Genomic DNA, 25,115 nt, shown 5'->3' on the forward strand with positions numbered 1-25,115 from the left:
GAAGGGGAACGGAGCCGTAGTCTAGCGCCTCGTCTTATATGTTTTGTAGATATAGCGCCTCAAGAGAAGGTGTTGAATGTGCCGTAGCTAGACTATGTTGGTTATGTCTGACAGAGTTCCTACAAATGTAAAATCGGTTAGGTAGATCTCTACGCTTTCCGGGTTCCACTCTATGTATTTGAGAAATGTACGTCCCTCGGCGGCCATTTTGGGTATCTCTCTAACGTCGACGCCTGTAATCAATGGGTGGCTAGCCGGTAGCACCACCACCTTAACTCTGCCGCGCCTCCTACACGGCTCCTCGTAGAGGGCTTTACATATTTTCGTTCGTGAGGCATATATCTTGAGTATCGCCGGCTCCTTCACGGCGTAGCCTAGCTCGTCTCTAATCACCACGGCGGGGTGTGTATGGCCCATGATAACCCCCTCCGCCCGCTCTAAATCCTCCTTAGCCGGCTTTACATGTCCGTGGAAGAGCAGGTACTTCTCAAGCAGTACCCCCCTGGCCGGCGCCACCTCGACGCCCTCTATGCCGCTTGCAATCTCCTGAAGGAGGGAGTCGTGGTTGCCTGGTATTAGGAGGAGCGGCACCTTTCTCGCCACGGCTCTGAGGAACGTCTTTACCTCCTCGACGCTTTCCCGGGGCACCGGGAGCTCGTGCTTCACGTCGCCTAATATAGCCACCGAGGTTACGCCGTGGTGATCCACAAGCTCGAGAACGCCGTCGATCAGCTTCCGGGTCTGGCTCATAACATTTATCCCGCGTTCCCTCCTCAACTCTACCTCGTACCCCACGTGGGTGTCGGCTAGTAGCAGGATCTTCTCGCGGCGGAGGCTCAGCACCACGCCTCTCACGTAGCTACACCGTTCTATACAATTTTATCTTTTCCCAGCGTTGGCACATTTGTAAAGCTCCACTGCCGCCTTAGCCATGTCAAGTGTAGCTATTGACCTAACTCTATAGGGAGGCACGCCCACGGCTCTGTGCACCGCCATCTTCTCGTCGAAACGCACCACATGGATCTCTCCCAATCTGCCGTATTGCCTAAGGAAGTCTCTACCTGGACGCTTAATCACCTTGTTCAGCACCACCCCCAACACCGGCTTCCTGACTATTGCGTGCACCACCTCGACGGAGGCCAGCGTCTGGTAGTCCTCGTCAGCAACATAGATAACAAAGTTGCAACGGAGAAGCTCAGCCAGGTGGCGCCTATCAGTCAATTGAAAGGCTGGGAAGTCGACGATCAGAAGCCCAGAGCCGGGGCTTCCCCCCAGCGGCTTCACCACACGCGCCGGGTTGCCCAGCGCCCTCCAGACAAACGCCATTAGCTCGGCAAATGTACTTTTTCCAGTTCCCCCTTTGGCGCCGCTCGTGACGCAGATCCGCACACATTGTATTGCATTTATACCCACCTATAGTTAGCTAAAAAGCGTATATGGGACGTGGATAGGAAGTTCCTAGAGGGCTACATAAAGCTGGAAGACTACGTCAAGCTGCACCACCTAAAGAAGTGCAGACCTGCTCTATACCTGGTGAAGCTTCTCTTTGACGTCTAGACAGAACTCCCGAGCTCTTTTCTTATCTCTCAAGACAAGCCTATAGCCGTCTTCCCCATCGCCGTAGTAAGACTTAATCATCTCCGAGATCTCAAACCCAGCGGCTCTGTAGAGGCTAAGCGCGGGTGTGTTGGAAACCCTAACTTCGAGAAAAACTTCGGCGACCTTGCCTGTTGCCAGTAGTTGCAACGCGGTGCACAACAACGCCCTGCCCACGCCGCGCCTCCGGTATCCAGGCGCCACGGCGATGGATATGACGTGCGCCGCGTTGCCCTCTATACACGTTATAATATACCCGACTACGCCCCCGGAGGTTACATATACATATGAGTGATCGTTGCAGTAGGCGCATAAGAACCTGAGTAGATCCTCGCTATATACGTCGTCTTGTTTAAACGACACATATTCAATTTCAAGAATACGAGGAATGTCAAGCGCTTGACAGCGGCGAATCACACAAAGCCCAAATAGCACCTATATTAACATCTCTACACGGTAATTTATCTACAGAACATATAAGACGAGGCGCTGAGTTGTTAAGTGTACGCCTTTGTCGATCTGCCGTTTAGTCCCAGCGGGGTGACGCACCTCCTGCGCAGACACAGGACAGTCGGCTTCGACAAGGAGCTCAGAGAGCTGGCTGAGGTGCTGAGGACGGTAAAGGAGGGCAACAACAACGTGCTTGCAGTGGTCATCGCGCCTTATGGCTGGGGCAAGAGCGAGTTACTAGACGAGCTGGAGTCCCTGGCAGAGGGGGAGGGGTTCGACGTGTACAGAACGGCGCTTTCGCTAGAGGAGGACTTCGTCATAGAGGTGGCGTCGAAAAAACGGGACAAGCCGATGCTGGTCTTAATAGACGAGGCAGATGAGCTCTCCCGCATCGTCGCGGTTCATAAACTAGGCGCGTTGAGCGACGATAGATTTGTCAAAATGGTGCAGAAAGTCGCCACCTACATAAGAGCCCTCCTAGAGCCCAGGTCGTACAGATACCTCCTAGGAGAACCAGAGAGGTTTAACAAAGTGGCTATCGTGGCGGCGCTGACGCCGCAGCTCTACTACACCATACTTAAGAACGTGGTGCCAGATGTCTTCGATCTGACAAGCGGCAGAGTCTACAGAGAGGTGGTAATAGACACGAGATTTCCGTTTTGGCAATTTGTGGAGCTTGTAAAGCAGAGACTACTCGCATATTCAGACGACGAGAGAATAAGAGAAATAGAGAGAGGCGAGCTAGACCAGCTGAGCCCCTTCTCTATACATGAGCTGTCGGCGGTGTACCACCTGGCGAAGCGGAGAGGGGAGGCCGCGCCTAGGCCTCTGCTGAAGCTAATGGCAAGGCTTTTCCAGATAAAGAAAGAGGGGGGGAGGCTGGCGCGCCTCCTAAGAGAAGAGGGGTTTGACCTAGATGTAGATGACGAAATTCTGGAACTCGCATTCGCCGCAATACCGGTGAAATACAAAAAGGCGTATCTAAAAGAGGTGTACCTCTACAGAATACCCTTCGAGGATAAAGACGCCATGAGTGTTGCTAGGGAGTACGTCGCGGCGAGAGGCAAGGAGCTGGACATAAAGGATCCTAAAAACATATCCTACGAGCCGTACCTGTACTACTCCCTGGTGGAGGGGGGGAGGCTCTTCCTCTACCTAATCGCCGAAGAGGATCTTGCCCTAGAGAGATATTCACTTGGCAGAGGATACATCGTTTCTGAAGACGTGGCGAAGCTCGTCGGCTGGGAGGAGGCGCAGACAATCGCCGCGGTGGCAAAGGAGTACAGCCAGCGGCTGGAGAACCCAGTAGCCCTGCTGGAAGAAGCCGAGAGGGCGCTGTCTCTGGAGGGAATAAGGCTGAGGCGTTGCTGTGGCTATGCGCTGTGGAATAACAACATGGGCCTGCGCGAGGCCTACCTATTCCTGTACATCGACAGAGAGGAGGAGTTGAGGAAAATCTCCGAAGAGCTCTCAGAAGTGGCGTCGCAGGGCGTCTTAAACGGCTACGTAGTCGACTACCTCAACGTCTTTGTCGTAAGCCGCGTCTTGCTCACCGACACGATACAACAAGCCTTGGCCCCCCTGATGACTGCCTACTGGAAGCGCCACTTCCGCGACCCAGTGTCGAAATTCGCCACTGTGGAGATATACGGCGCCGACAAGTACGAGAAGCTGAAACAGGAAATTGTAAAATACGTGATTGACAAGTTGTTGAAGAGAGGGGAAAAGCCACCCGAGTTTGTAGACGCCGTGAGACTCGGGAGGGAGAAGGCGAGAGAGAACATACTCAAATACACCATAGCGCTGAAGAAGGGCAGGGAGAAGAAGATCGTGGCGCTTGTAAAAGCCGCCGAGGCGCTGGACGGCGGAGGGGACGTAGAGGGGCTTAGGTCATACCGCGAAATCGAGGAAATTCTACTCTCAGCCTTCGAAGAGTCGATACATGAGAAAGAACTGAAATCGCTCATAGCGACGCTGTTCCCAGTAAACCTATGGAGAGAGATGAGGGAAGAGGACCTCATTGAGTTAATGAAGCTAAGAGGCGTCGTGGTGCCGCTCGGCGAGAGGCTGTATAAGTACAGAGACGACCTAGCCAAGAGATACATCTCCGAGATCCTGCGCCAGCTAGAGGCTCTCAGAGAGGTAAGAGTCGAGAAGCAGACCCCGCTGGGGCCTGTGAAACTAGTGAAGAAGATGGACATAGGCGAGTTAAAGACTTCGGTAGCAGACAGACAAGACTATGCCAAGGCCTTGAGAGAAGCTGTGTTGAAACTACACGAAGCCAGGGAAATGTACGAGAAAGTCAAAGAAGAACTGGAGCGAGAAGCCGAGGAAAAGGCCAAACTTTTGAGGAAGATATCGACGGTGCTAGACAAGTATCCACAGAGGAGGAAGTTTATAGATCTAGGCAGGCTAGACGAGAATACTATAAGAAGAGAGGAGTCAATCGTCCAGAAGGCCGAGGAGGCGTTGAAGATCTGGGGCGGCGTTAGGCAGATGGCCAGCGCAGTGGGCTCGCGGCTAGACGTGGAGAGGGACCTAAAGCTTCTGCTGGAGCTACCGGAGCCCTGGCTCGACGACTACGTGGCGGCTCTTAAGATATACGCCGCCGAGATCGAGAAGAGATACGGCGCGTTGATGGAGCTGGAGAGGGCTAGAAAAGCCGCCTTGGAGTGGCTAAGGGCTAAGCTCGGGATTGAGGAAGAGGATTTAGACAAGGCCCTAGACATAGCCGCCGCGAAAACTGGCGTACGTAGAAAGTTGCTAGAGTCCGTGGCCCGCCGGGGAAGAGGCGCCGTACTAGACGTCGACGAGCTGGCGAAGGAGTCGGGTGTTGAGAAAGAGGAGGTTGAGAGAGATCTAGAAAAGCTCTACAAAGCCCGTGTAATTGAGAAGAAATATGTCGCCTAGGATCACAATTTTGAGAGAAGAAGCCGCCGCGGAGGAGGGAGACGTAATAATAGACGCAAGAGGCCAGCCCCAGTTCTTCGACGTAGTAATCCTAAGCGGCAGAGAGCTGAAGTCCATAGTAGCCACTGGAGCCGTCAGCGCCGGGGTCCCCATAGGCGTGGGTAAGTATACCAAGAAGCCCGTGGCGGCGGTGATAGGCGAGAAGATATACATCAAGGGGGTACCCCTCACCCTATACGCCGAGATGGGGATTCTCGAAAAGGAGTTGACGGAGGCGCTCAGCAAAACCAGCCACGAGACGGACATATTGCTTCGAAAGCTAAAAGAAATCGTCGTCGCCGAGAGGCGGCGCCACAAGAGGTCACAAACTCTCTCAATACTAGGGCAGTACGTAGCAGGAGAAATTAACGAACTCCCCCCACACCTAGCAGATCTACTGGGGGGGCTGGATAGGGAGTCTATAAGGAAATTATTCGACCGCCTAGTTGAGGAGATTTACTAATGAGAGACCTCCTATCCGCCGTGCTCAGGCTGGCTGAGTTGGAGACCCCGCCGAGGCTCCTGGAGATACCCAGAGAGCTGAGTGAATTAGTCACTCCATGTGAGGAGGGGGGTAAGCCTATTGAGTACTACGCGGTAGACTCCGGCTACGTTGTGCAGAGGGCAGGCCCACGAGACATCCTAATACAGTCAATAGTCGCCATCGGGCGAGACATCAAGAGAAAATACATCGTCACTACAGTGACGGGCGATCCCCACGTCGAAGCGCGCATCCGGGAAATACGCTTTGCAGAGTTCATAAACTCAGACATAGTGCTGGTGGACGGCCCCCTCACGCCCTATGTAAACACGGCCAGAATCGTGGGGGTATCCAAAGATCCGCGGCTTGCGAGATACGGGCCGAGAATACCCGACGCAGATCTAAGAGACAAATTCACAAAACTCTCCAGATACGTAGGGGAGAGGGGAGTCGTAGAAGCTCTGTTAGCCAGAGCCCCCTCAGGCTCGTATCTACCCCCGGTGGATCTAGGGGAGCTGGCTGGCACATTTTTCAAATCAGACTGGGTAATATATGTAGAGTTTCCAAAAAGCTATAGGCCGGAGGTCTTGTGCCAGCTATTTAGGAGGTATCCCATAAGGCTGAGGCTGGCGCATCACTTGGCAAAGGTTAATAGAGAGTATCTAAAAACAGTGAAGATAATGCTGTCAACGGTACTGGGCGCGCCGCCTCGTTTCAGGGATTTTCTATAACCCTTTATACACATATATAAGTTGTGCAAGAGCCATGTTAATACAATCGTCAAGAGAGTCGAGGTTATACCTCTTGCATATCTTATATAGATGTTCTAATTCCTCCTCCGAAAGAGGAATTACTACCTGTTCCATATCCAAGTGTATGGCCCTGGTTATATACCCCCTTTACAAAAAACGTACACGTAAACATATATATACAATCCATCCGACGGACATAATGCGAGGGCTTTCTCCCAGAATCTCGGCTCTTAGAGAGTCGCCCACCCGCAAAATTGACGAACTACGTGAAAAACTTAAGAGAGAGAACAGAGACGTAATTCTACTCTCAACAGGCCAGCCATCTATCCCACCCCCCCGCGAGGTGAGGGAGGCCCTCGGGGAACTACTCAAGACAGAGTCGATGGAGCTGTACGGGTACACGCCAAGCCAAGGTATTTATGAAGTTAGGCAGGCGGTATCAGAGGACTTGAGGAGGCTAGGCGGCCTAGAGGTGCCCCCAGAGCAGATAGTCCTAACAGCCGGGGGCCAGGCCGCCATGTTTTCCACACTGGCGACGTTAATAGAGCCGGGAGACGAAGTCGTGGTGACAGACCCCACGTATTTCGGCTATAGACCGCTGTTGGAGTACTTCGGCGCAGTTATAAAACCCATAGTCACGTCGCTGGAAGGCGGTTTTCAACCAGACCCCGAGATTTTGAAAGGTGTAGTTAGCAGAAAGACGAAGGCTATGATACTAGTAAGCCCCGACAACCCCACTGGGAGGACTCTGAAAGAGGACGTGGCCAAGGCCGTGGCAGACCTCGCCGTTGACTACGACTTCTGGCTAATAACCGACGAGGCCTACAAAACACTGATCTACGAAGGGAGCCACGTGTATCTCTACAAAATGGCGCCAGAGCGCACGATTTCAATCAATACCTTTTCTAAGGACCCGGCCATCCCCGGGTGGCGTCTTGGCTACGTATACGGGCCGCCGGAGGTGATACCCAGAATCAAGCTGGTCAACGAGGAAATGGTCTACTGCCCCCCGTCGTTCGCCCAGAGGCTCGTGGCTATCTACCTCCGCTCCGAGTCTAGGACGAGGTATATAAGGGAGGTGGTGGAGATATACCGCCAGAAAAGAGACGTCGCCGTGGCGGCGTTGAGGAGGTACGTGCCAGAGGCGAGGTTTGTGGTGCCGTCGGGGTCCATGTTCGTATTTGCAGACCTCTCGCGGTACATAAGCGACGGGGAGATCTTCGCGAGGGAGTTGCTGGAAAGGTACGGAGTCGCGGTGGTCCCCGGCTCCTACTTCAGCAATGTGTACAAAGCCGCTGTACGTATCTCCTTCGTGACGGAGACGCCGCAGAGGATTGAGGAGGGGATTAGGAGGATCGGCGAGGCGCTTAGAGCCACGTGATACTTGTAGAGACGCTTCTGTACCTGGTCAGGGGCGGGGAGGTCCTTCTGATCCTAAAGAAGCGGGGACTCGGGGCGGGCCTCTACAACGGCGTAGGCGGCAAGGTGAAGCCGGGGGAGACGCCGGAGGAGGCCGCCGTGAGGGAGGCCGTGGAGGAGATCGGCGTGAAACCGTTGCAGCTGAATTGGGGCGGCCTTCTTGAGTTTTGGAATTTTGTAGACGGCGGCGTTGAGTCCGTCCACTACGTCCACGTGTTTACGTCGAATAGCTACGTGGGGGAGCCGCGGGAAAGCGAGGAGGCCATCCCCCAGTGGTTTAGGAAAGAGGAGGTGCCTTACGACAAGATGTGGGAAGACGACCGCTACTGGCTCCCTGTTGTGCTGGGAGGAGGGCGGATCTACGGGAGGTTTGAGTTTCAAAAATGGAAGTTGAGGAGGTGGAGCCTCTACCTACTTGAGGAGGCTAGCCAGCCTCTCCTTGATCTGGTTTAGCTCGGCGCGTAGCCTCTCCACCTCCTGCCTCAGCTTCGTGTTTTCCTCTGCGAGGTCTTTACACTCCCTCGGCGCCGCGACTTGTTGACACCTGTCGCTTCTGACCCAGTAGTAGAGCTCTGTCTTGTCTTTCCGCCACCGGAGCTCCCCAGTGGAGGGATCTAGCTCTATTTCGGTTATTACCATGAATATGTCGCCTTTGTCCAAGCCGTGTCTAGGCGCCTGTTCGTTGAAAAACCACTCTTTCATCTCGTCGAAGATCTCTCTGCTGGTTCTCCTAAACTCCTCGGAGTCCCTAATCTTGTTAAAAATCTCCTCCCCCTGGGGCCCGAACTTCTCCCTAAGGGAGCCCGCCACTGCGCCAAACAGTAGCCTAAAGAAGTCGGGCCTCCCCCCGGCGCCGTATCTTCCGAATAGCCTCCCCGCCGAGGTCTTACCCGTATTCCACCGGATGACGAGGATCTGCTTACCCGCCCTCTCCTCCACGTGTATCCTCTCTACCGTCCTCTCCTCCTCAGCCATGTATACAAACTTACAGTTTTTAAATAAAGATCCGCGCCCCGTACGTGTATTACAACATGGTGTTTAGAGGGGGCTTCGCAAGGGGGTGCGAGCTGTGCCTCCTGGGCGCCAAAAGCGTAATATTTATCACAGGCCTCTGTCCCCTTAGCTGTTTCTACTGTCCCGTGGGCGCCGAGAGGTTCGGCCGCGACGTTGTTTATGTAAACGACGTGCCTGTACAGAGGCTGGAAGATATACCCAAAATCGTCGCAGAGTACGCCTCCGACGGCGCCGCCGTGACCGGGGGGGATCCCTCGGTGGTGGCCGAGAGAGTCAAGGTCGTGGCGGACATCTTAAAGAGAGAATTCGGCGACGGCTTCCACATACACATGTACACCCACATACTCAACCTAAACGGCAAAAGAGTCGGCATCTTGGCGTCCAGCCGGGTGGACGAGGTTAGGATACACATAACGTCGAGGGGGCAGGCGGCTGGGAGGGAGAAGTATCTAAAGGCCCTTGCCGCGGCTGGGAAAACCCTCGGCGCCGAGGTGCCGGCCCTGCCGGGATATGAAAGAGAAATCGCCGATGCCGTCAACGCCTTGGCGCCCTACATAAGCTTCGTAAACATCAACGAGCTAGACGTCTCTGAAAGCAACGTGGAGAGGCTGAGGGCCGCGGGGTTCAGAGTGGAGGGCCTCAACGTGGCTGGGAGCCTAGAGGCGGCGAGGAAGATAGCCGAGATGGTGGCTGTGCCGGCCCACGTATGTACAGGCCGTTCGAAAGACATTGTGCAGATTGGATCACGCCTATTTAGACACGCCATGGCCACGGCCGCGCCGAACGAATATGTGCGCGACGACGGAGCCGTGTACTACGACGAGGGGGGAGCACATCCGCGAAGCCTAAAGGCGAGCAACATAAAGATAAGGCTGACAGTAGGCACGAAAAAACTCGAGATATAGTTGCTTATTAAGGTGTTAAATAGACGTGAAGATACTCACAGCACTCCTCATCCTAACACCCATCGTAATAGCCGCTACAAACGCCACAGACCCCTTTGCCAAGATAAGCCAGACAATAGAGAACATACTCTCGTCAATAGACAGCTTTCTACAAAACCTCAAAAATGTACTAAAGACGCACATAATCTCCATCTCGAAAACACTATCAGTAATCCTCGGACTCGTCGGGGCTCTCCTCTACTTTTCAGGCCTAAATAAATACGGCGGACGCGGCATGATAATAGGCGCCCTACTGCTATACCTCCTATCAGAATTCGTAAGCACACTCTAGAAACCCCAGCCACTCTCCGGCCCCAACGCCAAGACACATACACCGACGCCCCGCCAGCCTCAACAACACACCACAAAAGCAACACCGCGACGCCCTCAGACGCCTTAACCTCGCTCCCGCCTCATTGCGACAAGAAATTGCAAACTTGGATGCGCCCTTGAGCCCACCTACAGTCTGCGAAGCGCCTCGCCCCCCACACCGCACCTATCCACAGCAGAGAAAAGCTTAAAAACACGTACTATATATGTAAAGGGCCGGTAGTCTAGCGGAAGGATGCCCGCTTGGCGGGCGTCCGCGCCCAAACTGCGGGAGATCCCGGGTTCGAATCCCGGCCGGTCCACCACTCTTCTCTCGTTCTACGAGGCAGAGCCCAATGGGAGCAAGTTGATTTTTGCCTCAGTTCAGTCCTGAGGAGGTTTGTAAAACCCCACCTGTCTCATCACGTGAGGGGGGTACGGATGCGTGCATCTGTTGAATCTGTGTGGTTCCAAGCCCCGCGGTTGATGTCTACTTTGCACGTCATTTCCGCGCCTTGGCCTCTCATCGTGGGGATCCGCGGGATAAGGGTTCACTGACGCGATCTGTTTTTTGTTTATCAAGGGTTTGTGTAGGGTGTTGTTGAGTGGCGGTTTTGGCGGGCCGCGGGGGCAATCTATAAATATGTCTTTTTTCTACTTATTTATGAACTCGGGAAAGATGTTCCTAGCAGTTATATTTGCCGCATTGATATATGCACAGGGTGTGCTTACTGTACAAACGGCCACTGACCCCACTGAAGACTACAAGGGGCCTGGCTGGTTTACACCACCTCAGAACCCCGTTTTTAAAAACGGCACGGTATTCGACTTGACTAAGTTCGAGGTGCTTTACAACGCAACGGCGGATGCCCTCGTCTTTAGAATAACCTTTGCAGATCTAGGCGGCAACCCCTGGGGCTCCGAGACTGGCTTCTCGCTCCAGTACGTCCAGATATACATAAGCCGGGGGTTCCCGGGCAACCCCTGGGGCACCGTGTCCTGCTCCGTGCTTAGGCCGGACGACGGCGATGTCGCGTCTGGCAACGCCTTCTTCGACGAAGCCACCCGCTTCTTCTGTCCGGATCCGGCGAATCTAACCCAGTATAAGTACACGCCCGGCGTGAGATTTTCGGGGCAGGCTCCGTGGGATGTTGCTATTTTCATTGGGCCTAAGTGGGGTAACGAGACGGTTAACTATGTGGCTGTGGCGGACGTCACTGGCGGAATCATCAGCGTGTCTCCGCTACCCCGCGTATACGCCCAGGGCAACTCCATAGTGGCTGTTGTGCCGAGGGAGCTCATACCTCCCACCACTAGGCTGATGAGCGACTTCCCACAACCCACGTGGAGATACTACGTCTTAGTTACGTCATACGACGGCTTTGGCCCCGGCCGGATCAGGCCCTTCGGGCCGGTGGCCCAGGAGTGGACTGTGGGCGTCGGCGCGGCTAACGCCTCGGCGGTGCTCTCCGGCACCGTGCCAAGGGTCCTAGACATACTAGGGCCAAATACGCCACTCAGGACATTCACGAGGAATGCCTCCGCGGTTTTGGAGCCGCAGTCTTTGAGCTGGGGCAACTTCCCGCTGGCGTACACCACCACCACTGTGAACAGGATTGTGCCTCTGACTGTTACGAGGACCGACACGTTAACCATTACAGAGACATCCTACGTCACTACGACGTCCGTCAGTACTGTTACGCAGACTCATACTTCATACGTCACGCAGACGCAGCAGATATATGTGGAGAAGCCGTATGTCGATCCGACTAGCTACGCCGTGATGGGGCTTGGCGTCGTCGCTGGGCTGGCGGGGGCGCTTGCCGCGGCGAGGCGTAAGTAGGATAGGAATCCTAATAGCATTAGGTTTTTTACTGCTCTTTTTTTCTTTATTTATCGCATTCCAGCAGTCGTATCGGCAGGCTCACTGTGGCGAGGGGCGATGTGTAGATCCTCTGTTTGTTCTCGTGGCTCTTTTTCTACTTATTGCGGGAGCCGTTATTCTTCTCTATTCGGTTACTATTTTTATAAATGTAAAAATAGAGGAAAATTTAAAAAGGACATGAATCGTGTAACTTATGAAAATCAAAATAGTCCTATTGGCGATAATGATACTAGGCGCGGCGCTTTTTGCCCAATACACGCCTCCCACCACAAGCCCAGGTCCAGCTGTTGATAAAATCATCGGTAAATCTGTACCGATTGCCCAGGCGGCCGCCGCGGTTAAGGCTGGCGACATAGATGTCTATATATTCGGCATGAGAGCGTCGCTGGCGGCTCCGCTTAAGGGAGATCCGACTGTCGCGCTCTACACAGCTGCCGCCGGCTTCAACGACATAGTTCTCAACCCCGCGCCGACAAATCCGCCTTGTCTCAACCCGTTCTCCGACCGCGAGATTAGGTTCGCCATGCAGTTTGTTGTGGATAGGGACTACGTGGCGAATGAAATTTTCAAGGGGTTCGCCGTGCCGATGTACATCTGGCTGTCCCCCTACGACCCCACATATTCTGTGGTGGCTGACATAATTTCACAGCTTGGGATAAGGTACGACCTAGACTACGCCAAGTCTGTGGTGGATAGGAGAATGCCCCAGCTGGGCGCCACGAAGGGCGCCGACGGCAAGTGGTACTGTGGGGGTAAGCCGGTGACGGTAATAGGTCTGATCCGCATCGAGGACGAGCGTAAGGACATCGGCGACGCCTTCGCCTCGGCCCTTGAGCAATTGGGATTCACAGTGGATAGGAAGTATGTAACGTTTGACGTGGCGATACAGACTGTATACGGAACCGATCCCAAGGAGTTCCAGTGGCATTTCTACACCGAGGGCTGGGGTAAGGGCGCACTTGACAGGTGGGATACAAGCTCTATTTCGCAGTACTGCGCCTCGTGGTTTGGCTACATGCCCGGGTGGGGCACCACTGGCTGGTACAACTACGCAAATGAGACAATAGACAAGATTACGGACACGTTATATAAGGGCGCCTTTAAGTCCTTCCAAGAATATGTAGATCTCTATAGACAGGCCACTTTAATGTGTGTCAGTGAGTCGATAAGGGTGTTTGTCAATACAAATCTAAACGCCTACGTAGCCTCACCCAACCTAAAAGGTGTAACTGTTGACCTAGGCGCCGGGCTGAGGGCTTCTGTGTACAACGCAAGGAACTGGTACGTGCCAGGTAAAGACGTGGTTAACGTGGGCCACCTGTGGATCTGGACCGCGTCAAGTGCCTGGAACCCGGTTCCGCAGGGCGGCTTCACCGACGTCTATTCGGTTGATTGGTACAGGATGATGTACGACCCAGCGATGTGGAACCATCCGTTTACCGGCGAGCCGATGCCGTTTAGGGCCACCTACTCTGTGGAAACTAAGGGGCCAGACGGGTATTTCGACGTTCCGGCTGATGCCTATAGATGGGACGCAAAGCAGAAGGCTTGGGTCAGCGCTGGCGGCGCCAAGGCCAAATCAAAGGTAGTCATCAACTACGCTAAATACATAGGTGCCAAGTGGCACGACGGCCAGCCGATAAAGCTGGCCGATGTGTTGTATATCTATGCATTCCTGTGGGATATTTCTAACGATCCGAAAAAGGTGGCCCGCGAGTCTGGCGTTGCTTCATATGTGAATAGCACGATGGCGATAATTAAGGGGATTAGGATAATAAACGACACGGCGATTGAGGTCTACGTCGACTACTGGCACTTCGACCCCAACTACATAGCGGCGCAAGCCGTGATAACTCCAGACATGCCTTGGGAGGTCTACTACGCGGTGGATCAGCTGGTCTACGTGAATCAGACATACGCCGCTTCTAGGGCTGGGGCTACCAAATACAATGTGCAGTGGCTGTCGCTGATTTTGAAAGACCACGCCAAGGCGGCCGCTACTGTTCTACAGTCGGCGGCTGATAAAGGCGTTTTCCCAGAAAACTGGTTTAAGATCGGGGACAAGGTCCTATTTACGAAAGACGAAGCTTTGGCGAGGTACAGGGCCGCTGTGGATTGGTACAACAAGTACAGCCACATGGTGATATCCCAGGGCCCGTTCTATCTCTACGCGATAGACACAGCTAAGCAGTACATCGAGCTTAGGGCGTATAGAGATCCCACCTACCCCTACAAGCCAGGTGCATTCTACTTTGGTACCGCGTCACCTGTGTCTGTCAAGGCGATTAATGTTCCCACGATCGCCGTGGGCCAATCCGGCTCTGTGTCTATTTCGCTGGAGGTGCCGCCGGACGCCGGTAAGATATACTACAAGTGGGGCATTATAGACCCAACCACTGGGAAATTTGTATACATATCGGATTTAGCCTCGGCGAGCGCCGCACCTCTTACAGTTACGATACCTGCAGATGTGGCGTCGAAGTTAACGGCTAACAAGGCGTATAAATTCTGGCTACTGACTTACGCGGAGAACGTGCCGGTGGTCTCCGAGGCGACTCAGGTATTCATACCAAAGACCGCGGCCCCCACCACGCCAACCACAACGCCTACCCCGACCCCATCGCCCACGCCTTCTCCAACTCCATCGCCACAGCCCACTTCTCCGCCGCCTCCGACCGTGGTGACTACCACGACGGCTTTGCCTGCCACCGGCACTACAGAGGCTCTAGCCGCCGGTGTAGTTGGTTTACTCGCCGTGTTAGGTGCTTTAGCCTTCGCGCTTAGGAAGAGAGGCGGGGGTAAAGAGGAGACGAAGGTTAGATAGATCTATATAAACCTCCGATAGCTTTTTTAAACTTCTTGTTTTTTGGATCCATGGCTTCTCTTGCAAAAACGCTTATCGTAAAGGCCGTAACTCTCATAATTGTTTTAATCGGCGTACTGTTTCTATTAGCTATTATAATGGGGGCAACAGGCCTGTCTGATAAGGTACTAAACTCCACATTAACTGCCGAGGTGCAGGAATATAAACAACAGCTTAGTAGGCAGATAAAGGACCCTACAGTTTTGGAAAGGGCTGTTGAGGAGTATAAGAAGGAGAGGGCCGCGGCGCTGGGTCTCGACAAGCCTTGGTACGTGAGGTTGCCTCAGTTAATCTACAGGTTGTTATTTCTAGATTTGGGGTATTCCAGGACATTACAGTCGTCTTGGGGATCTAACAAGATATCTGACCTAATCATAGATCGGCTACCTAACACCATCATACTCACCACCACGGGTATACTCTTCACCTCTCTTGTGGGCATATGGATGGGTCTGTACATAGGCTCTAATATTGGAAGCAGATCTGATAGGGTTGTCTCTATCTCATCGGCGGCTTCCTACGCCCTCCCGCTGTGGTTTACGGGCCTCGTTTTAATACTGGCCCTCGCCTATGGGCCTAAGGTGTTGTGGGGTGTGCAGATATTCCCGCCGGGGGGTATGGTGTCTGTGCCCCCTCCCAAGGAGCCGCTGGCGTATGCCCTCGACTTGTTGTGGCACCTAGCACTGCCCCTCATGGCCTCATTCATTGTGTTCTTCGGAAGCTGGGCGTATACCACCAGGAACATAGTCTTTAACGTGTCGCAAGAGGATTTTGTTAACTTCGCCAGGGCTAAGGGCCTCCCGGAGGGTGTGGTGAGGAGTAGGTATATTCTCCGGCCATCTCTGCCGCCTATATTGACAAACTTAATTCTAAGCCTTGCATATTCCATTTCTGGCTACATAATTACCGAGAGGGTCTTCAACTGGCCTGGGATGGGGTCGCTTTATTACCAAGCGATTACGGCGCTGGACGAGCCGGTGATTTTCGCCTTGACGTATGTCTTCACCTTGGTTTATATCGTGGCTAGGTTTATCCTGGAGGTTCTCTACGTCGTGGTGGATCCGCGTATTAGGTTGTCATGATTAGGGAGTTTTTTAAGAGTCCAGCGGGGCTGGCGGGAGCGGCGATTCTGATACTGTTCTCGCTGATTTCGATATACGTGGTGTTAACCTTCCCGCTTGACTACGGCACCAAGTACTGGTCAAATCCGAAATTCTGGGAGGACTATCCGAAGCTTGTCCCGCCTGTTTGGTACAACTACTTCGTGCCGTATAGATTACCCCAGCATTATGTTAAAAATATGTATAGGCCTAGTGAGGTGTCTGAAAATGTGAAAAGGTGGGTGTTTAATTATACCCTAGACTCAGATAAATTCCCCACTGGGATAATTTTCAAATACTCAAATCTGACCTTCTACGGAGATGTCCCAGTGATTTCTCTTAAAGTAAAGAGGCCAGACGGCAGAGAGGTCGTCTTGCTTGACTACGATACAGGTATACCTCCGCCTAGGCCTGGAGAGGCGGCGCCGTATGTTAGGTTTGTGGAGAACCCCAGATCTATTATCCTCAGCGCAGATCCCCAAGCTATAAGGAAGGTGACAGCCTTTGCTAACGATCTGGGGGTTGCCTGCACCACCTCGGACGTCAGAGAGGCCTCTTTGTTGCCCTACATAGTCTTTGGCCAGCCCCTTTCCAAAAACTGCGTAGCTGAGTCGTTTAAGACGCTGAAGGGCACCTATGTTTTCGAGGTTGAGATGGTGGGAGACCCGAGAGATGAGATCGGTCTCGTCCGCCTCGTCATCCAGGGCGCTGTCTACGGCGCGATGGGGTCAGATTACCTAGGCCGCGACCTCGCCCAAGGCCTATTATTTGGCTTCCCCGTGGCTCTCTTCATCGGCGGCGTGGTGGCGTTGCTCTCCACCTTGGTGGGGCTGGCTTTGGGCATTCTCAGTGGCTACGTCGGCGGTAGAGTAGACGAGGGGATTCAGAGATTTGCAGACGTCATGAATAACCTGCCCACCCTCCCACTCCTTATTCTATTTGTCTTTGTGCTTGGACGCAGTATTTTCAACATAATACTGGTGTTAGTGGTCTTTGGCTGGGCTGGCACCGCGATTATTGTCAGATCTATGGTGTTGAGCATAAAGTCGAGTCAGTTCGTCGAGGCTGCGAAGCTGGCTGGGGCTAGTAGCTGGTGGATTATGAGGAGGCATATACTGCCGCCGGTGTTGCCCTACGCCTTTGCCCTCATGATATTTGCAATACCGGGGGCCATATTGTCTGAGGCTAGCCTCAGCTTTCTGGGGCTGGGCGATCCCTCGATACCCACCTGGGGCCAGATTTTGCAACAGGCTTTCGACAACGGCGCACTTCAGAACTTCGCGTGGTGGTGGATCCTGCCGCCCGGCCTGTTGATTATCGTGACGGCGGTTGGGTTTGTGCTGGTGTTCTTCGCTCTGGAGCCTATTGTCAACCCCAGGCTCAAGCGGCAATAAAAATTTAAAAACTCTGCCGTCCCGCCTTCTGTGTCTCAGGAAATGAGGGCCATCGTACGTATTGGCGATACGGATCTTAACGGGGGGAATGAGGTGGCTTACTCCCTGGCTAAAATCAAGGGAATTGGCATAGCCACTGCCTATGCGATTTGTTGGAAGCTGGGTATAGATCCCCACGCCATCCTAGGCGCGCTCCCGGAGGAGCAGATTAACAAACTTGACTGGGCGGTGCGGAACCTCCACGAACTGGCGCCCGCCTGGTTTTTAAATAGAAGGAAGGACCCAGAGACGGGTAGAGATATCCACTTGATTGGCTCTGAGCTCGTGCTGGCGGCTAAGAGAGATGTGGACCTGGCGAAGAAGTTGAAGAGCTGGAGGGGTGTCAGACACTCTCTTGGCTTAAAGGTTAGAGGCCAGAGGACGGTTACCACTGGGAGGTTTGGGGCTACTGCCGGCGTTACTAAGAAGAAGGCCGCCGCTGGGGGTAAGTAAAAACTTATAAAGTGTGCAGTGCTGAGGCGGGTGTATGGGTGGCTTGAAGAAGCCTAAGAAGAGATACCTCGCCGGTAAGCCGAAGAAGATCTGGAACAAGTCTCTTTTGCTAGAGGAGCTCCAGCTGATGGGTGAGTACGGGCTTAGGAATAAGAAGGAGCTGTGGCTTGCAAGGGCGAGGCTGAAGTGGATTGTGAGGCGCGCCCGCTCTCTGCTTTCTATGACTGCCGAGGAGAGGGCGCCGCTTGAGATGCCGTTTAAGGAGAAGCTCTACAAGATGGGGTTTATCGAAGATCCCAACGTCTCTCTAGATAGAATACTGTCGCTTGATGTGAGGGCTGTATTAGAGAGGAGGTTGCAAACAGTTATATACAGGATGGGGCTGGCGAAGTCTATATACCACGCTAGGCAGTTGATAGTACATGGACACGTGGCTGTGGCGGGGAGGAGGGTTACCTCCCCGGGCTTTCTAGTGCCCAGGGAGCTTGAGGATAAGATTTCTCTCATCCAGTGAAGCCGGTAGTCGCCGTCCACGGCGGGGCTGGGCAATGGAGGGTTGATGAACAGCGCAGGAACCGCGTTTTGAAGATCCTCGCAGATGCAATAGTAGAGGGCTTGCACGCGGCTGAGAGGGGTAGCGCCCTCGACGCCGTGGTCGCCGCTGTGGAGTATATGGAGAGGAGCGGCGTCTTCAACGCTGGGTATGGCTCGGTGTACGCCATAGATGGGAGAATCTACATGGACGCGGGGGTGATGGATGGACGTGTTAAGAAGGCGGGCGCCGTCGCCGCCGTCGACGGTGTTAAGAGCGCCGTGAGGCTGGCGCGCTACGTCTTAGAAAACACCGACCACGTAATAATATCTGGCGAAGGCGCGAAGCTGTTGGCTGCGAGAGCCGGCCTGCTGGATCACAGCCATAAATTCTACACCGAGGAGAAAAACAAAAGGTTCTACGAGGTGCTCCAGGAGGCTAGGCAGGGGAGGTGGTACTACAAGAAACTTGTAGAATTTATGGGGGACACCGTCGGCGCCGTCGCTGTGGATAGGGACGGCAACGTGGCCGCCGCGACCTCCACAGGAGGGGTGTGGCTGAAGTGGCCTGGGAGGATTGGCGACAGCCCGATCCCCGGGGCTGGCTTCTGGGCGGAGAACGGGGTGGGGGCCTTCAGCGCCACCGGCGTGGGCGAGGTCATAATAATGTCTGCCCTGTCGCTGAGGGCGCGCGACGAGCTTTTAAAGACGGGCGACGTGGCTACTGCTCTGGAGACTGTCGTGAGACGTGTTACCGAGATCTACGGCCCAGACACCGTGGGCATAATTGGAGTAGACTCCAAGGGGAGCCCGGCCTACGCCTATAACACAAAGGGGATGGCGAGGGGGTGGGGAAAAGGAGGCGAGATTTATGTAGATATTTAAGCCCTCTTTCTCCAAGTCTTGGTGTCTGGGTCAAATTTAAAGCCCATCTTCTTTAGCTCGTTGATAGTTTCTCTAAACTGGGACTCTGGGAGCCTCTTCCCCTTGCCCACCTTAACCACAATCTCGCCGTCCTCTTCCGTGTAGTCTACAGGGAGCCTACGAAGATTCTCCTCGACGCTTCTCCGTTTATCGCTCATTGGGCCATGGGGCTATGGATATATAAATGTTTTAGAAAAGCCGCGATATCTTCACAATCTTCTTCATGGCCATCTCCAATGCCCACTGCGGTAGCTCGTACTTCTTCAAGACGTGGTTAACTAGACGCTCCACCTCGTCGCAGTCTGTCCCCGTCTGCTCTCTGCATAGTTTGACTAGGAATTTAGACCTAGCCTCGAATAACTCAGGCGTCATTTTAATACGTCGGCACTCGTGGTCGTATGTATAGCCCCTCTCTAGATCTCTCATATGGAGGTAGAGGTGGGCCGCCGCCTTTGCTAAGTCCATCTTGCCCCCCTCTACATACATGCCCTCCGCCGTTGCGTAGCAACTCTGTACTCCGGAGTATATTGACTTCTTATCCACGGCACTGCACTGTTAATAAGTTAAATAGGCAGTATCTATGTGAAGGTGTTAGTTGGCACGTGCGGCTTCCCCAAAGCCCGCCGCGTCGTGTACGAGACCTTAGACGTCGTGGAGTTGCAGGAGACGTTTTACAACATGCCCCGGCGGGAGAGGATGGCGGAGCTTAGGCGGGAGGCCCCAGAATTCCGCTTCACGGCCAAGGTGTTTCAAGGCATTACACACCCCCCCGACAGCCCGACATTTAAAAGGACCAGGGGCTTCAAGCCGGGGGAGGGGCACGGCTTGTTAAAACCGACTAGGGAAAACCTTAGGCTCTGGGAGGAGTTTCTAGAGGCAGTTGCGCCTCTGCGCCCCGAGGTGTTGGTCTTCCAGACTCCACCAAGCCTCAAGCCGTTGCCGCACATCTACGACTTTTTTAGGTCTGTAGCCGGTGGCTGGAGGCTGGCGTGGGAACCCAGAGGCGAGACGTATAGAGATCCCGGCCTCATAAGGAAGGTGGCCGACCTGGGCATCCTCATCGTAGTAGATCCGTTGAGGAGGGAGCCGTTGCCCGCCGATTTATACTACTTCAGACTCCACGGGCTTGGCAAGGGCGAGGTTAACTACCGCTACAAATACACCGATGACGATTTAAAGAAAATAGCCGCGGTTATAAGAAAGCTCCGGGGCGACGCGGTATACGTCATGTTTAACAACATCTATATGTATGACGACGCAGTTGCGTTGAAACAGATGCTGAGCCGCGAGGCGCCGGACACATAGGCTCTAAAAGACGCCGTCAGCGAGATTTGCCCCCGGGGGCTGGGCGGCGGTCAGTTGCGGACGGCCGCTTATGGCTTTACCTGCAAAACGCCTTATGCACTAACTCGCTCTGCGCACGTACGCTAATGAAACGAGTTTCCGGTGTGTCAAGGGCGTCAGAGGATGTGGTTATCGGGGAAGGCAGTTGTGTTGGAGCCGCCAGGGTCGTTCAGAGGCGTTGAGAGGTATTGTAGGGCGCCGCGTGGTGGTGGACAAACTTTTTAAATGTGGCGTTGAACGCGGCTTATGCGTGTGGCTTACAGCGTCGAGGAGGTTGAGGTGCCGAAGGGCGTCAGCGTCGCTATTGAGAAGACTGGGCCCTTTGACTACCTAGTGAAGGTAAAGGGGCCTCTTGGCGAGGTTGTGAAGGAGTTTAGAAACACGCCGGTGGTGATGAGCCTCCAAGACGGGAGGATTATCCTGGAGGTTTTCAACGCTAGGAAGAGAGACTATGCAATAATTGGGACGTATAAGGGTATTCTTAAAAACATGTTTCTCGGCGTGACTAAGGGGTGGAGGTATAAGCTCAAGGTTATATACACGCACTTCCCCATGTTGGTGAAGGTGCAGGGGAACCAGCTAATTATTGAAAACTTCCTTGGCCGCAAGTCCAAGATAGTGTTAGAGATCCCCAAGGGGGTGAAGGTGGAGGTGAAGGGGAAGGAGGATCTAATTGTCGAGGGTATTGACAGGGAGTTGGTGAGCCGGTTCGCCGCCGCCATACAAGCGGCCACGGAGCTACACGGCGAGGAGAGGCCGTCACCCCACGGCCGCGAGGGTGGGCTGGGCGTGGTGGATGGGATCTACGTCGTTGGACACGAGCACATTAAAAGCTGATCTCAGGGCGTATTCCCTACTCTCCACTCCCTACTCCCTCGTAGTTTTCCTACTCCCATTCTACATCCTGGAGCTCGGCGGCGGGGAGCTGGAGATTGGCCTCGCGTTCTCAACGTACGCCCTGGCGGTGGTAGCGATACGTCCTGTTGCGGGAGCCTCCGCCGACCTTCTTGGTAGGAGGCTTACCAACATGGTGGGAGCCGCCGTGTTGGTCGCCGCCATGGCTTTGCTAGGTTGCTCCAGCCAAATTTTGCATATATACATGGCGCTGTTCCTCGCCGGGGTTGCCTCAAGCCTAGTCAACGTGGCCACAATAGCCTATATATCTGACATTGGGGGCCTGGAGAATCCCAACTTGTACTCCAAAATGAGGATTGCGGCGGCTGTCGGCGCAGTAGGCGGCGGCGCGTTTATACCAATCACATACCTTCTAGACAAGCTGTGGGGCTACGCGCCGGCCTTCAAGACATCTGCCCTAGCCCTCGCTATAATATCTGCGACCTCTCTCCTACTACTGCCGAGTGAAACTGTCCACCTGGCGGCCCGTCACAAGGAGGAAAATATCAGAGTTGCGGGTTGTATAGTCGCCGTGGCGTTTCTCCTGGGGCTAGCCACCGGCTTGTACGGACCTCAGATTCTGCCATATCTACACGGTAAGTTCTCTCTCTCGCCGTTTTCAGCAATTCTAGTCTACCTCCCAGCCGTCTTCTCGTGGCTATACGGGCCGAGACTCGCCAGGCCAGACGCGCCCCTTTTATTGGCTGGCGGCGTCTTAATGGCCGTCGCCTTAGTCGGCATGGCCACGGCGCAGAGCCCCGTCGTGTTTTCCCTATGGTGGGTGTTGGAGAGCCTGGGGACGGCGATCGCCTCTACCTCGCTTGACCAGTCACTATCGAGGTACGTGGCTGGCGCCTACTGGGGCAGGGGTTACGGGATATACCAAGCTGTAAATAACCTCGGCTACGCCATGGGGGCGGCGGCCTCTGGAGTGCTGGCAAATCCCTTTTTCAGCGCCGTCGCGCCGCTTGTCGTAATGATGCTCCTCGCCGCTATATGTTCAAAACTCCGATAAATATCCCTAACGGTATCAGCAGTCCCACCGACAGATTAAGGTTGAATCCTGTGGCTTCCTGCCCCCTCGCCCCGAGCACTGCTGAGTAGACCTCAAGAGCCGCCCCTACGAGAGTCACCGCAAGCCCGACGGGCCCCAGACGGTGGACTAGGTAGTTGAGTATGTTCAACGCCGCTGAGGTGGCCAGTAGTGCAAACGCCGCGTAGTCGGCAGCCCTCAAGCCGAAGCACGCTGGTATGCTACCGAGGCCGTGTGACTTGTCGAATTCACAGTCGTTTTTTGAGTACATTACGTCAAAGCCGGCGACCCACAGTGCTGCGGCGAGTACGAGAAGCCAAGGCGTGTTGGACAGGGCGGCTACGATGTCTGAGGGATACACGGCGATGCTGGCGCCCAGGGGCACAAGCGCGTAGACCGCGCCTAGGTGTATATGGGGGAGGCAGTGGATCCTCTTCGCGTATGGGTACGAAACGACTACCAACAGGTATGGGATCGACAGCGCCAGGGGCCACGGCCCCAACGCGGCCGCCGACAGGACAAAAGTCAAGGCGCCGAATAAGAAGACGCCGTACGCCTCCTTGAAGCTGACCTTCCCCGAAACCAACATGCGGCGCTGTGTCCTGGGGTTGAGTTTATCTATCGGGTAGTCTGCTATGTTGTTCCACGACATGCCGGCGGTCCGTAGGCCAAATACAGCAAGCCCTATAAAGAGGGCCCTCCAGAGATCTAGTTCGCCTCCCGCTAGCAACGCGGCGGCGTAAGCCATTGGCAGTGTGAAAACCGTGTGCTCAACCCTAATAAATCTAAGTATTCTAACCGTCGTCGCGCCGACGACCTCGGGGTCAAACGACACGCCCCGCCTTGGAACAAGTATAAAAATTTAGATGAGGAGCCGCGGCCGCTATAGTTTTAAAATGGGATTCAAACAAAGCCCTTGATGGATGAAATCGACAGATTGCTGTGGAAAAAAGCTCTGGAGCTCAGTAGTGGAGACAGGAAGCCCAGATGTTGCACAGTCAGCTACGCGCCAGGCCACGTCCTAAGAGGCGGGGTCCAGCTAAAAAACGCACTTTATGGATGTAAAGTGACTTTTATTATGTTCTTCGGAAAGACATGTCCATACTGCCAGATGTTTGACCCAATCTTCCGACAGGTAGGCGAGCGCTATAGCGACGTCGCAAATTTCGTGAAGGCAGATATAGAGGAGTTCTACCAACTAGCCGCCTCCCTAGGCGTCATGGGAACACCCACGACAGTGGCTTTCTACAACGGACAGCCTGTAGATCTCGCCCCCGGCTTCATGACGGCCCCGCAGTTTAAAATATTCGTCGAGTCGGTGCTCTCGAGAGCGGGCTGTAAATAACTTAAAAAACGGAAAAAGTGTAGCTCCATGGTACGTGTAGTAGTAATTGGCGGGGGAGCCGCCGGGGCCTCGGCGGCGGCTAGGGCCAGAAGGCTAGACCCAAGCGCCGAGGTGACGCTCATCGAGCGCGGATCAATGATCACACATGCGCCCTGCGGCATGCCGTATGCAATCGGGGGGCTTGTTAAGAGCCAAGACGATCTGATGACGTACAGCCCCGAGGAGTTTGAAAAAGAGCGTAACATAAAGGTACTCATAAGATCTGAAGTCGTCGATGTTGATGTTGAAAAGAGGAATGTCACAGTTAAACGGGGCGGATCCATCGAAAAGATTGCGTGGGATAAGCTAGTCATCGCAACAGGCGCCAAGCCCCTAGTCCCAAAGATACCGGGGGTGGAGCTGAAGGGCGTCCTAACCATGAGGCACCCCGACGAGGTCCCCAGCTTGAAAGGACACCTAGAGAAGGCGAAGACTGTGGCCGTCGTTGGGGGTGGATACATCGGCGTCGAGATGTCGGAGGTGATGCTTGAAATGGGTAAGAAAGTGTTGCTTTTTGAAATGTTTGACCAGGTACTGCCCGCGGCTTTGGACCCCGACGTGGCGGCTCTCGTGGCTGAGGAGATGAAGGCGAGGGGGGTCGAGCTACACCTGGGGGAGAAGGTTGTGGAGTTTAGAGGGGACGACCACGTCAACAAAGTGGTCACGGAGAAGGGGGAATACTCCGTCGACGAGGTCCTGCTGGCCGTCGGGGTGCGGCCCGACGTAGATCTCGCAGTGAGAACGGGAGCTAAGCTTGGGGAGACCGGGGCCGTCTACGTAAATGAGTACATGGAGACGACGGTTCCCGACGTCTATGCCGCCGGCGACGTGGCGGAGAAAGTCCATAGATTAACCGGCAGACGTGTGTGGATTCCGCTGGCGCCCACCGCCAACAAGGAGGGGCAGGTGGCGGGGGGCAACGCCGTGAGGAGCCGCGTGTTGAAATTCCCCGGCGTCGTGGGCACCGCAGTCACCAAGTTTTTCAACCTCTACATAGCCCGGACAGGTCTAAGCGAGCGGGAGGCAGCTCAGCTGGGCTTCAAGACGCAGAGCGCGTTGATAAAGGCGAGGACCAAGGCGCACTACATGCCCGGCGGCGGGGTGGTTCACGTGAAGCTGGTAGCAGAGGAGTCCACCGGTAGAATTCTAGGAGGCCAGATAGTCGGGGGGAGCCAGGTGGTTGCCTCCTACGCAGACATATTAGCCGTCGCTCTGCAGTCGGGCTACACAGTCTCCGACCTCTTCTTCTCAGACATAGGCTATATGCCAGACACGGCGCCTGTCTGGCACCCCTTGATAGTGGCCGCTAGGGTGCTCAGCCGCGGTAAATTATAATTTTGGCTAGTACTCATTCGAC

General features: G+C 54.4%; 26 protein-coding genes and 1 tRNA gene. 20 read left to right on the forward strand and 7 right to left on the reverse strand.

The annotated features are described in order from the left end of the window. Positions 1 to 87 precede the first annotated feature (87 nt). From P186_RS02185 to rimI, 3 genes are all read right to left on the reverse strand, one after another. Positions 88 to 855: a metallophosphoesterase gene (locus tag P186_RS02185; protein WP_014287752.1), complete on the reverse strand. Its 768-nt coding sequence runs from the start codon at positions 853 to 855 to the stop codon at positions 88 to 90. A gap of 24 nt (positions 856 to 879) precedes the next feature. Further along, on the reverse strand, positions 880 to 1,389 hold the full coding sequence (locus P186_RS02190) for a hypothetical protein (protein ID WP_148682635.1): 510 nt from the start codon (positions 1,387 to 1,389) through the stop codon (positions 880 to 882). Positions 1,390 to 1,524: 135 nt separating this feature from the next. Beyond that, positions 1,525 to 2,013, reverse strand: a complete 489-nt coding sequence (gene rimI, locus P186_RS02195; protein ID WP_148682636.1) for a ribosomal protein S18-alanine N-acetyltransferase — start codon at positions 2,011 to 2,013, stop codon at positions 1,525 to 1,527. 84 nt (positions 2,014 to 2,097) lie between these two features. On the opposite strand from rimI, the gene P186_RS02200 reads away from it, so the two are divergent. From P186_RS02200 to P186_RS02220, 5 genes are all read left to right on the forward strand, one after another. Continuing rightward, a complete protein-coding gene (locus P186_RS02200) occupies positions 2,098 to 4,956 on the forward strand; it encodes a hypothetical protein (RefSeq protein WP_014287755.1) in 2,859 nt (952 codons plus the stop codon). Further along, positions 4,946 to 5,458 (forward strand): hypothetical protein, encoded by a 513-nt coding sequence (locus P186_RS02205; RefSeq protein ID WP_014287756.1) that lies wholly within the window; start codon positions 4,946 to 4,948, stop codon positions 5,456 to 5,458. The genes P186_RS02200 and P186_RS02205 overlap by 11 nt, the downstream gene beginning before the upstream one ends. Further along, positions 5,458 to 6,207: a DNA double-strand break repair nuclease NurA gene (locus tag P186_RS02210; RefSeq protein WP_014287757.1), complete on the forward strand. Its 750-nt coding sequence runs from the start codon at positions 5,458 to 5,460 to the stop codon at positions 6,205 to 6,207. The genes P186_RS02205 and P186_RS02210 overlap by 1 nt, the downstream gene beginning before the upstream one ends. Before the next feature lie 220 nt (positions 6,208 to 6,427). Beyond that, positions 6,428 to 7,609: a pyridoxal phosphate-dependent aminotransferase gene (locus P186_RS02215; RefSeq protein ID WP_148682637.1), complete on the forward strand. Its 1,182-nt coding sequence runs from the start codon at positions 6,428 to 6,430 to the stop codon at positions 7,607 to 7,609. Then, a complete protein-coding gene (locus P186_RS02220; RefSeq protein ID WP_014287760.1) occupies positions 7,606 to 8,100 on the forward strand; it encodes an 8-oxo-dGTP diphosphatase in 495 nt (164 codons plus the stop codon). Before P186_RS02215 ends, P186_RS02220 begins: the two co-directional genes overlap by 4 nt. On the opposite strand, the gene P186_RS02225 is transcribed toward P186_RS02220, so the two are convergent. After that, positions 8,059 to 8,622: a transcription factor gene (locus tag P186_RS02225; RefSeq protein WP_014287761.1), complete on the reverse strand. Its 564-nt coding sequence runs from the start codon at positions 8,620 to 8,622 to the stop codon at positions 8,059 to 8,061. The two genes, P186_RS02220 and P186_RS02225, sit on opposite strands and share 42 nt — an antisense overlap. A gap of 44 nt (positions 8,623 to 8,666) precedes the next feature. Here P186_RS02225 and P186_RS02230 point away from each other — a divergent pair, with 44 nt between their 5' ends. The 10 genes from P186_RS02230 (at position 8,667) to P186_RS02280 (ending at position 19,064) form a co-directional block, all read left to right on the forward strand. Next, on the forward strand, positions 8,667 to 9,566 hold the full coding sequence (locus P186_RS02230) for a radical SAM protein (protein ID WP_014287762.1): 900 nt from the start codon (positions 8,667 to 8,669) through the stop codon (positions 9,564 to 9,566). Positions 9,567 to 9,591: 25 nt separating this feature from the next. Beyond that, positions 9,592 to 9,897 carry a hypothetical protein gene (locus P186_RS02235; protein WP_014287763.1) on the forward strand — a complete coding sequence of 102 codons (306 nt, stop codon included), beginning with the start codon at positions 9,592 to 9,594 and terminating at the stop codon, positions 9,895 to 9,897. Positions 9,898 to 10,148: 251 nt separating this feature from the next. Further along, positions 10,149 to 10,240: transfer RNA gene (locus tag P186_RS02240), tRNA-Ala, on the forward strand. A gap of 338 nt (positions 10,241 to 10,578) precedes the next feature. Then, on the forward strand, positions 10,579 to 11,757 hold the full coding sequence (locus P186_RS02245; RefSeq protein ID WP_148682638.1) for a glucodextranase DOMON-like domain-containing protein: 1,179 nt from the start codon (positions 10,579 to 10,581) through the stop codon (positions 11,755 to 11,757). A 235-nt stretch (positions 11,758 to 11,992) separates the two neighbouring features. After that, positions 11,993 to 14,623, forward strand: a complete 2,631-nt coding sequence (locus tag P186_RS02255) for an ABC transporter substrate-binding protein (RefSeq protein WP_014287766.1) — start codon at positions 11,993 to 11,995, stop codon at positions 14,621 to 14,623. Between the two features lie 50 nt (positions 14,624 to 14,673). Next, positions 14,674 to 15,744 carry an ABC transporter permease gene (locus P186_RS02260; RefSeq protein WP_014287767.1) on the forward strand — a complete coding sequence of 357 codons (1,071 nt, stop codon included), beginning with the start codon at positions 14,674 to 14,676 and terminating at the stop codon, positions 15,742 to 15,744. Then, a complete protein-coding gene (locus P186_RS02265; protein WP_014287768.1) occupies positions 15,741 to 17,156 on the forward strand; it encodes an ABC transporter permease in 1,416 nt (471 codons plus the stop codon). Before P186_RS02260 ends, P186_RS02265 begins: the two co-directional genes overlap by 4 nt. Before the next feature lie 30 nt (positions 17,157 to 17,186). After that, positions 17,187 to 17,648, forward strand: a complete 462-nt coding sequence (locus P186_RS02270; protein WP_148682639.1) for a 30S ribosomal protein S13 — start codon at positions 17,187 to 17,189, stop codon at positions 17,646 to 17,648. A gap of 34 nt (positions 17,649 to 17,682) precedes the next feature. Then, the gene (locus tag P186_RS02275; protein WP_014287770.1) at positions 17,683 to 18,162 is read left to right on the forward strand and encodes a 30S ribosomal protein S4; all 480 of its coding nucleotides are present in this window, start codon (positions 17,683 to 17,685) and stop codon (positions 18,160 to 18,162) included. Next, a complete protein-coding gene (locus P186_RS02280; protein WP_014287771.1) occupies positions 18,159 to 19,064 on the forward strand; it encodes an isoaspartyl peptidase/L-asparaginase in 906 nt (301 codons plus the stop codon). The genes P186_RS02275 and P186_RS02280 overlap by 4 nt, the downstream gene beginning before the upstream one ends. Here the strand turns inward: P186_RS02280 and P186_RS02285 are convergent. Both P186_RS02285 and P186_RS02290 read right to left on the reverse strand, forming a co-directional pair. Then, complete coding sequence (locus tag P186_RS02285) at positions 19,061 to 19,261, reverse strand: hypothetical protein (protein ID WP_014287772.1); 201 nt, start codon at positions 19,259 to 19,261, stop codon at positions 19,061 to 19,063. The two genes, P186_RS02280 and P186_RS02285, sit on opposite strands and share 4 nt — an antisense overlap. Positions 19,262 to 19,292: 31 nt before the next feature. Beyond that, entirely contained in the window at positions 19,293 to 19,646 is a 354-nt protein-coding gene (locus tag P186_RS02290; protein WP_148682640.1) for a hypothetical protein, read from the reverse strand. Between the two features lie 39 nt (positions 19,647 to 19,685). Between P186_RS02290 and P186_RS02295 the strand changes: the two genes are divergently transcribed. The 3 genes from P186_RS02295 to P186_RS02305 all read left to right on the forward strand — a co-directional run bounded on the left by P186_RS02295 (position 19,686) and on the right by P186_RS02305 (position 22,356). After that, on the forward strand, positions 19,686 to 20,408 hold the full coding sequence (locus P186_RS02295; protein ID WP_014287774.1) for a DUF72 domain-containing protein: 723 nt from the start codon (positions 19,686 to 19,688) through the stop codon (positions 20,406 to 20,408). Positions 20,409 to 20,693: 285 nt separating this feature from the next. Next, a complete protein-coding gene (locus P186_RS02300; protein WP_014287775.1) occupies positions 20,694 to 21,284 on the forward strand; it encodes a 50S ribosomal protein L6 in 591 nt (196 codons plus the stop codon). After that, positions 21,259 to 22,356, forward strand: a complete 1,098-nt coding sequence (locus P186_RS02305; RefSeq protein WP_014287776.1) for an MFS transporter — start codon at positions 21,259 to 21,261, stop codon at positions 22,354 to 22,356. Before P186_RS02300 ends, P186_RS02305 begins: the two co-directional genes overlap by 26 nt. On the opposite strand, the gene P186_RS02310 is transcribed toward P186_RS02305, so the two are convergent. Then, on the reverse strand, positions 22,334 to 23,209 hold the full coding sequence (locus P186_RS02310) for a UbiA-like polyprenyltransferase (protein WP_014287777.1): 876 nt from the start codon (positions 23,207 to 23,209) through the stop codon (positions 22,334 to 22,336). The genes P186_RS02305 and P186_RS02310 overlap by 23 nt on opposite strands. An 84-nt stretch (positions 23,210 to 23,293) precedes the next feature. On the opposite strand from P186_RS02310, the gene P186_RS02315 reads away from it, so the two are divergent. Next, the gene (locus P186_RS02315; protein WP_014287778.1) at positions 23,294 to 23,719 is read left to right on the forward strand and encodes a thioredoxin family protein; all 426 of its coding nucleotides are present in this window, start codon (positions 23,294 to 23,296) and stop codon (positions 23,717 to 23,719) included. 27 nt (positions 23,720 to 23,746) lie between these two features. Further along, positions 23,747 to 25,093 carry an FAD-dependent oxidoreductase gene (locus P186_RS02320; RefSeq protein ID WP_014287779.1) on the forward strand — a complete coding sequence of 449 codons (1,347 nt, stop codon included), beginning with the start codon at positions 23,747 to 23,749 and terminating at the stop codon, positions 25,091 to 25,093. The last annotated feature ends 22 nt before the right edge of the window (positions 25,094 to 25,115 follow it).

Source organism: Pyrobaculum ferrireducens, assembly GCF_000234805.1.
Taxonomy (GTDB): domain Archaea; phylum Thermoproteota; class Thermoprotei; order Thermoproteales; family Thermoproteaceae; genus Pyrobaculum; species Pyrobaculum ferrireducens.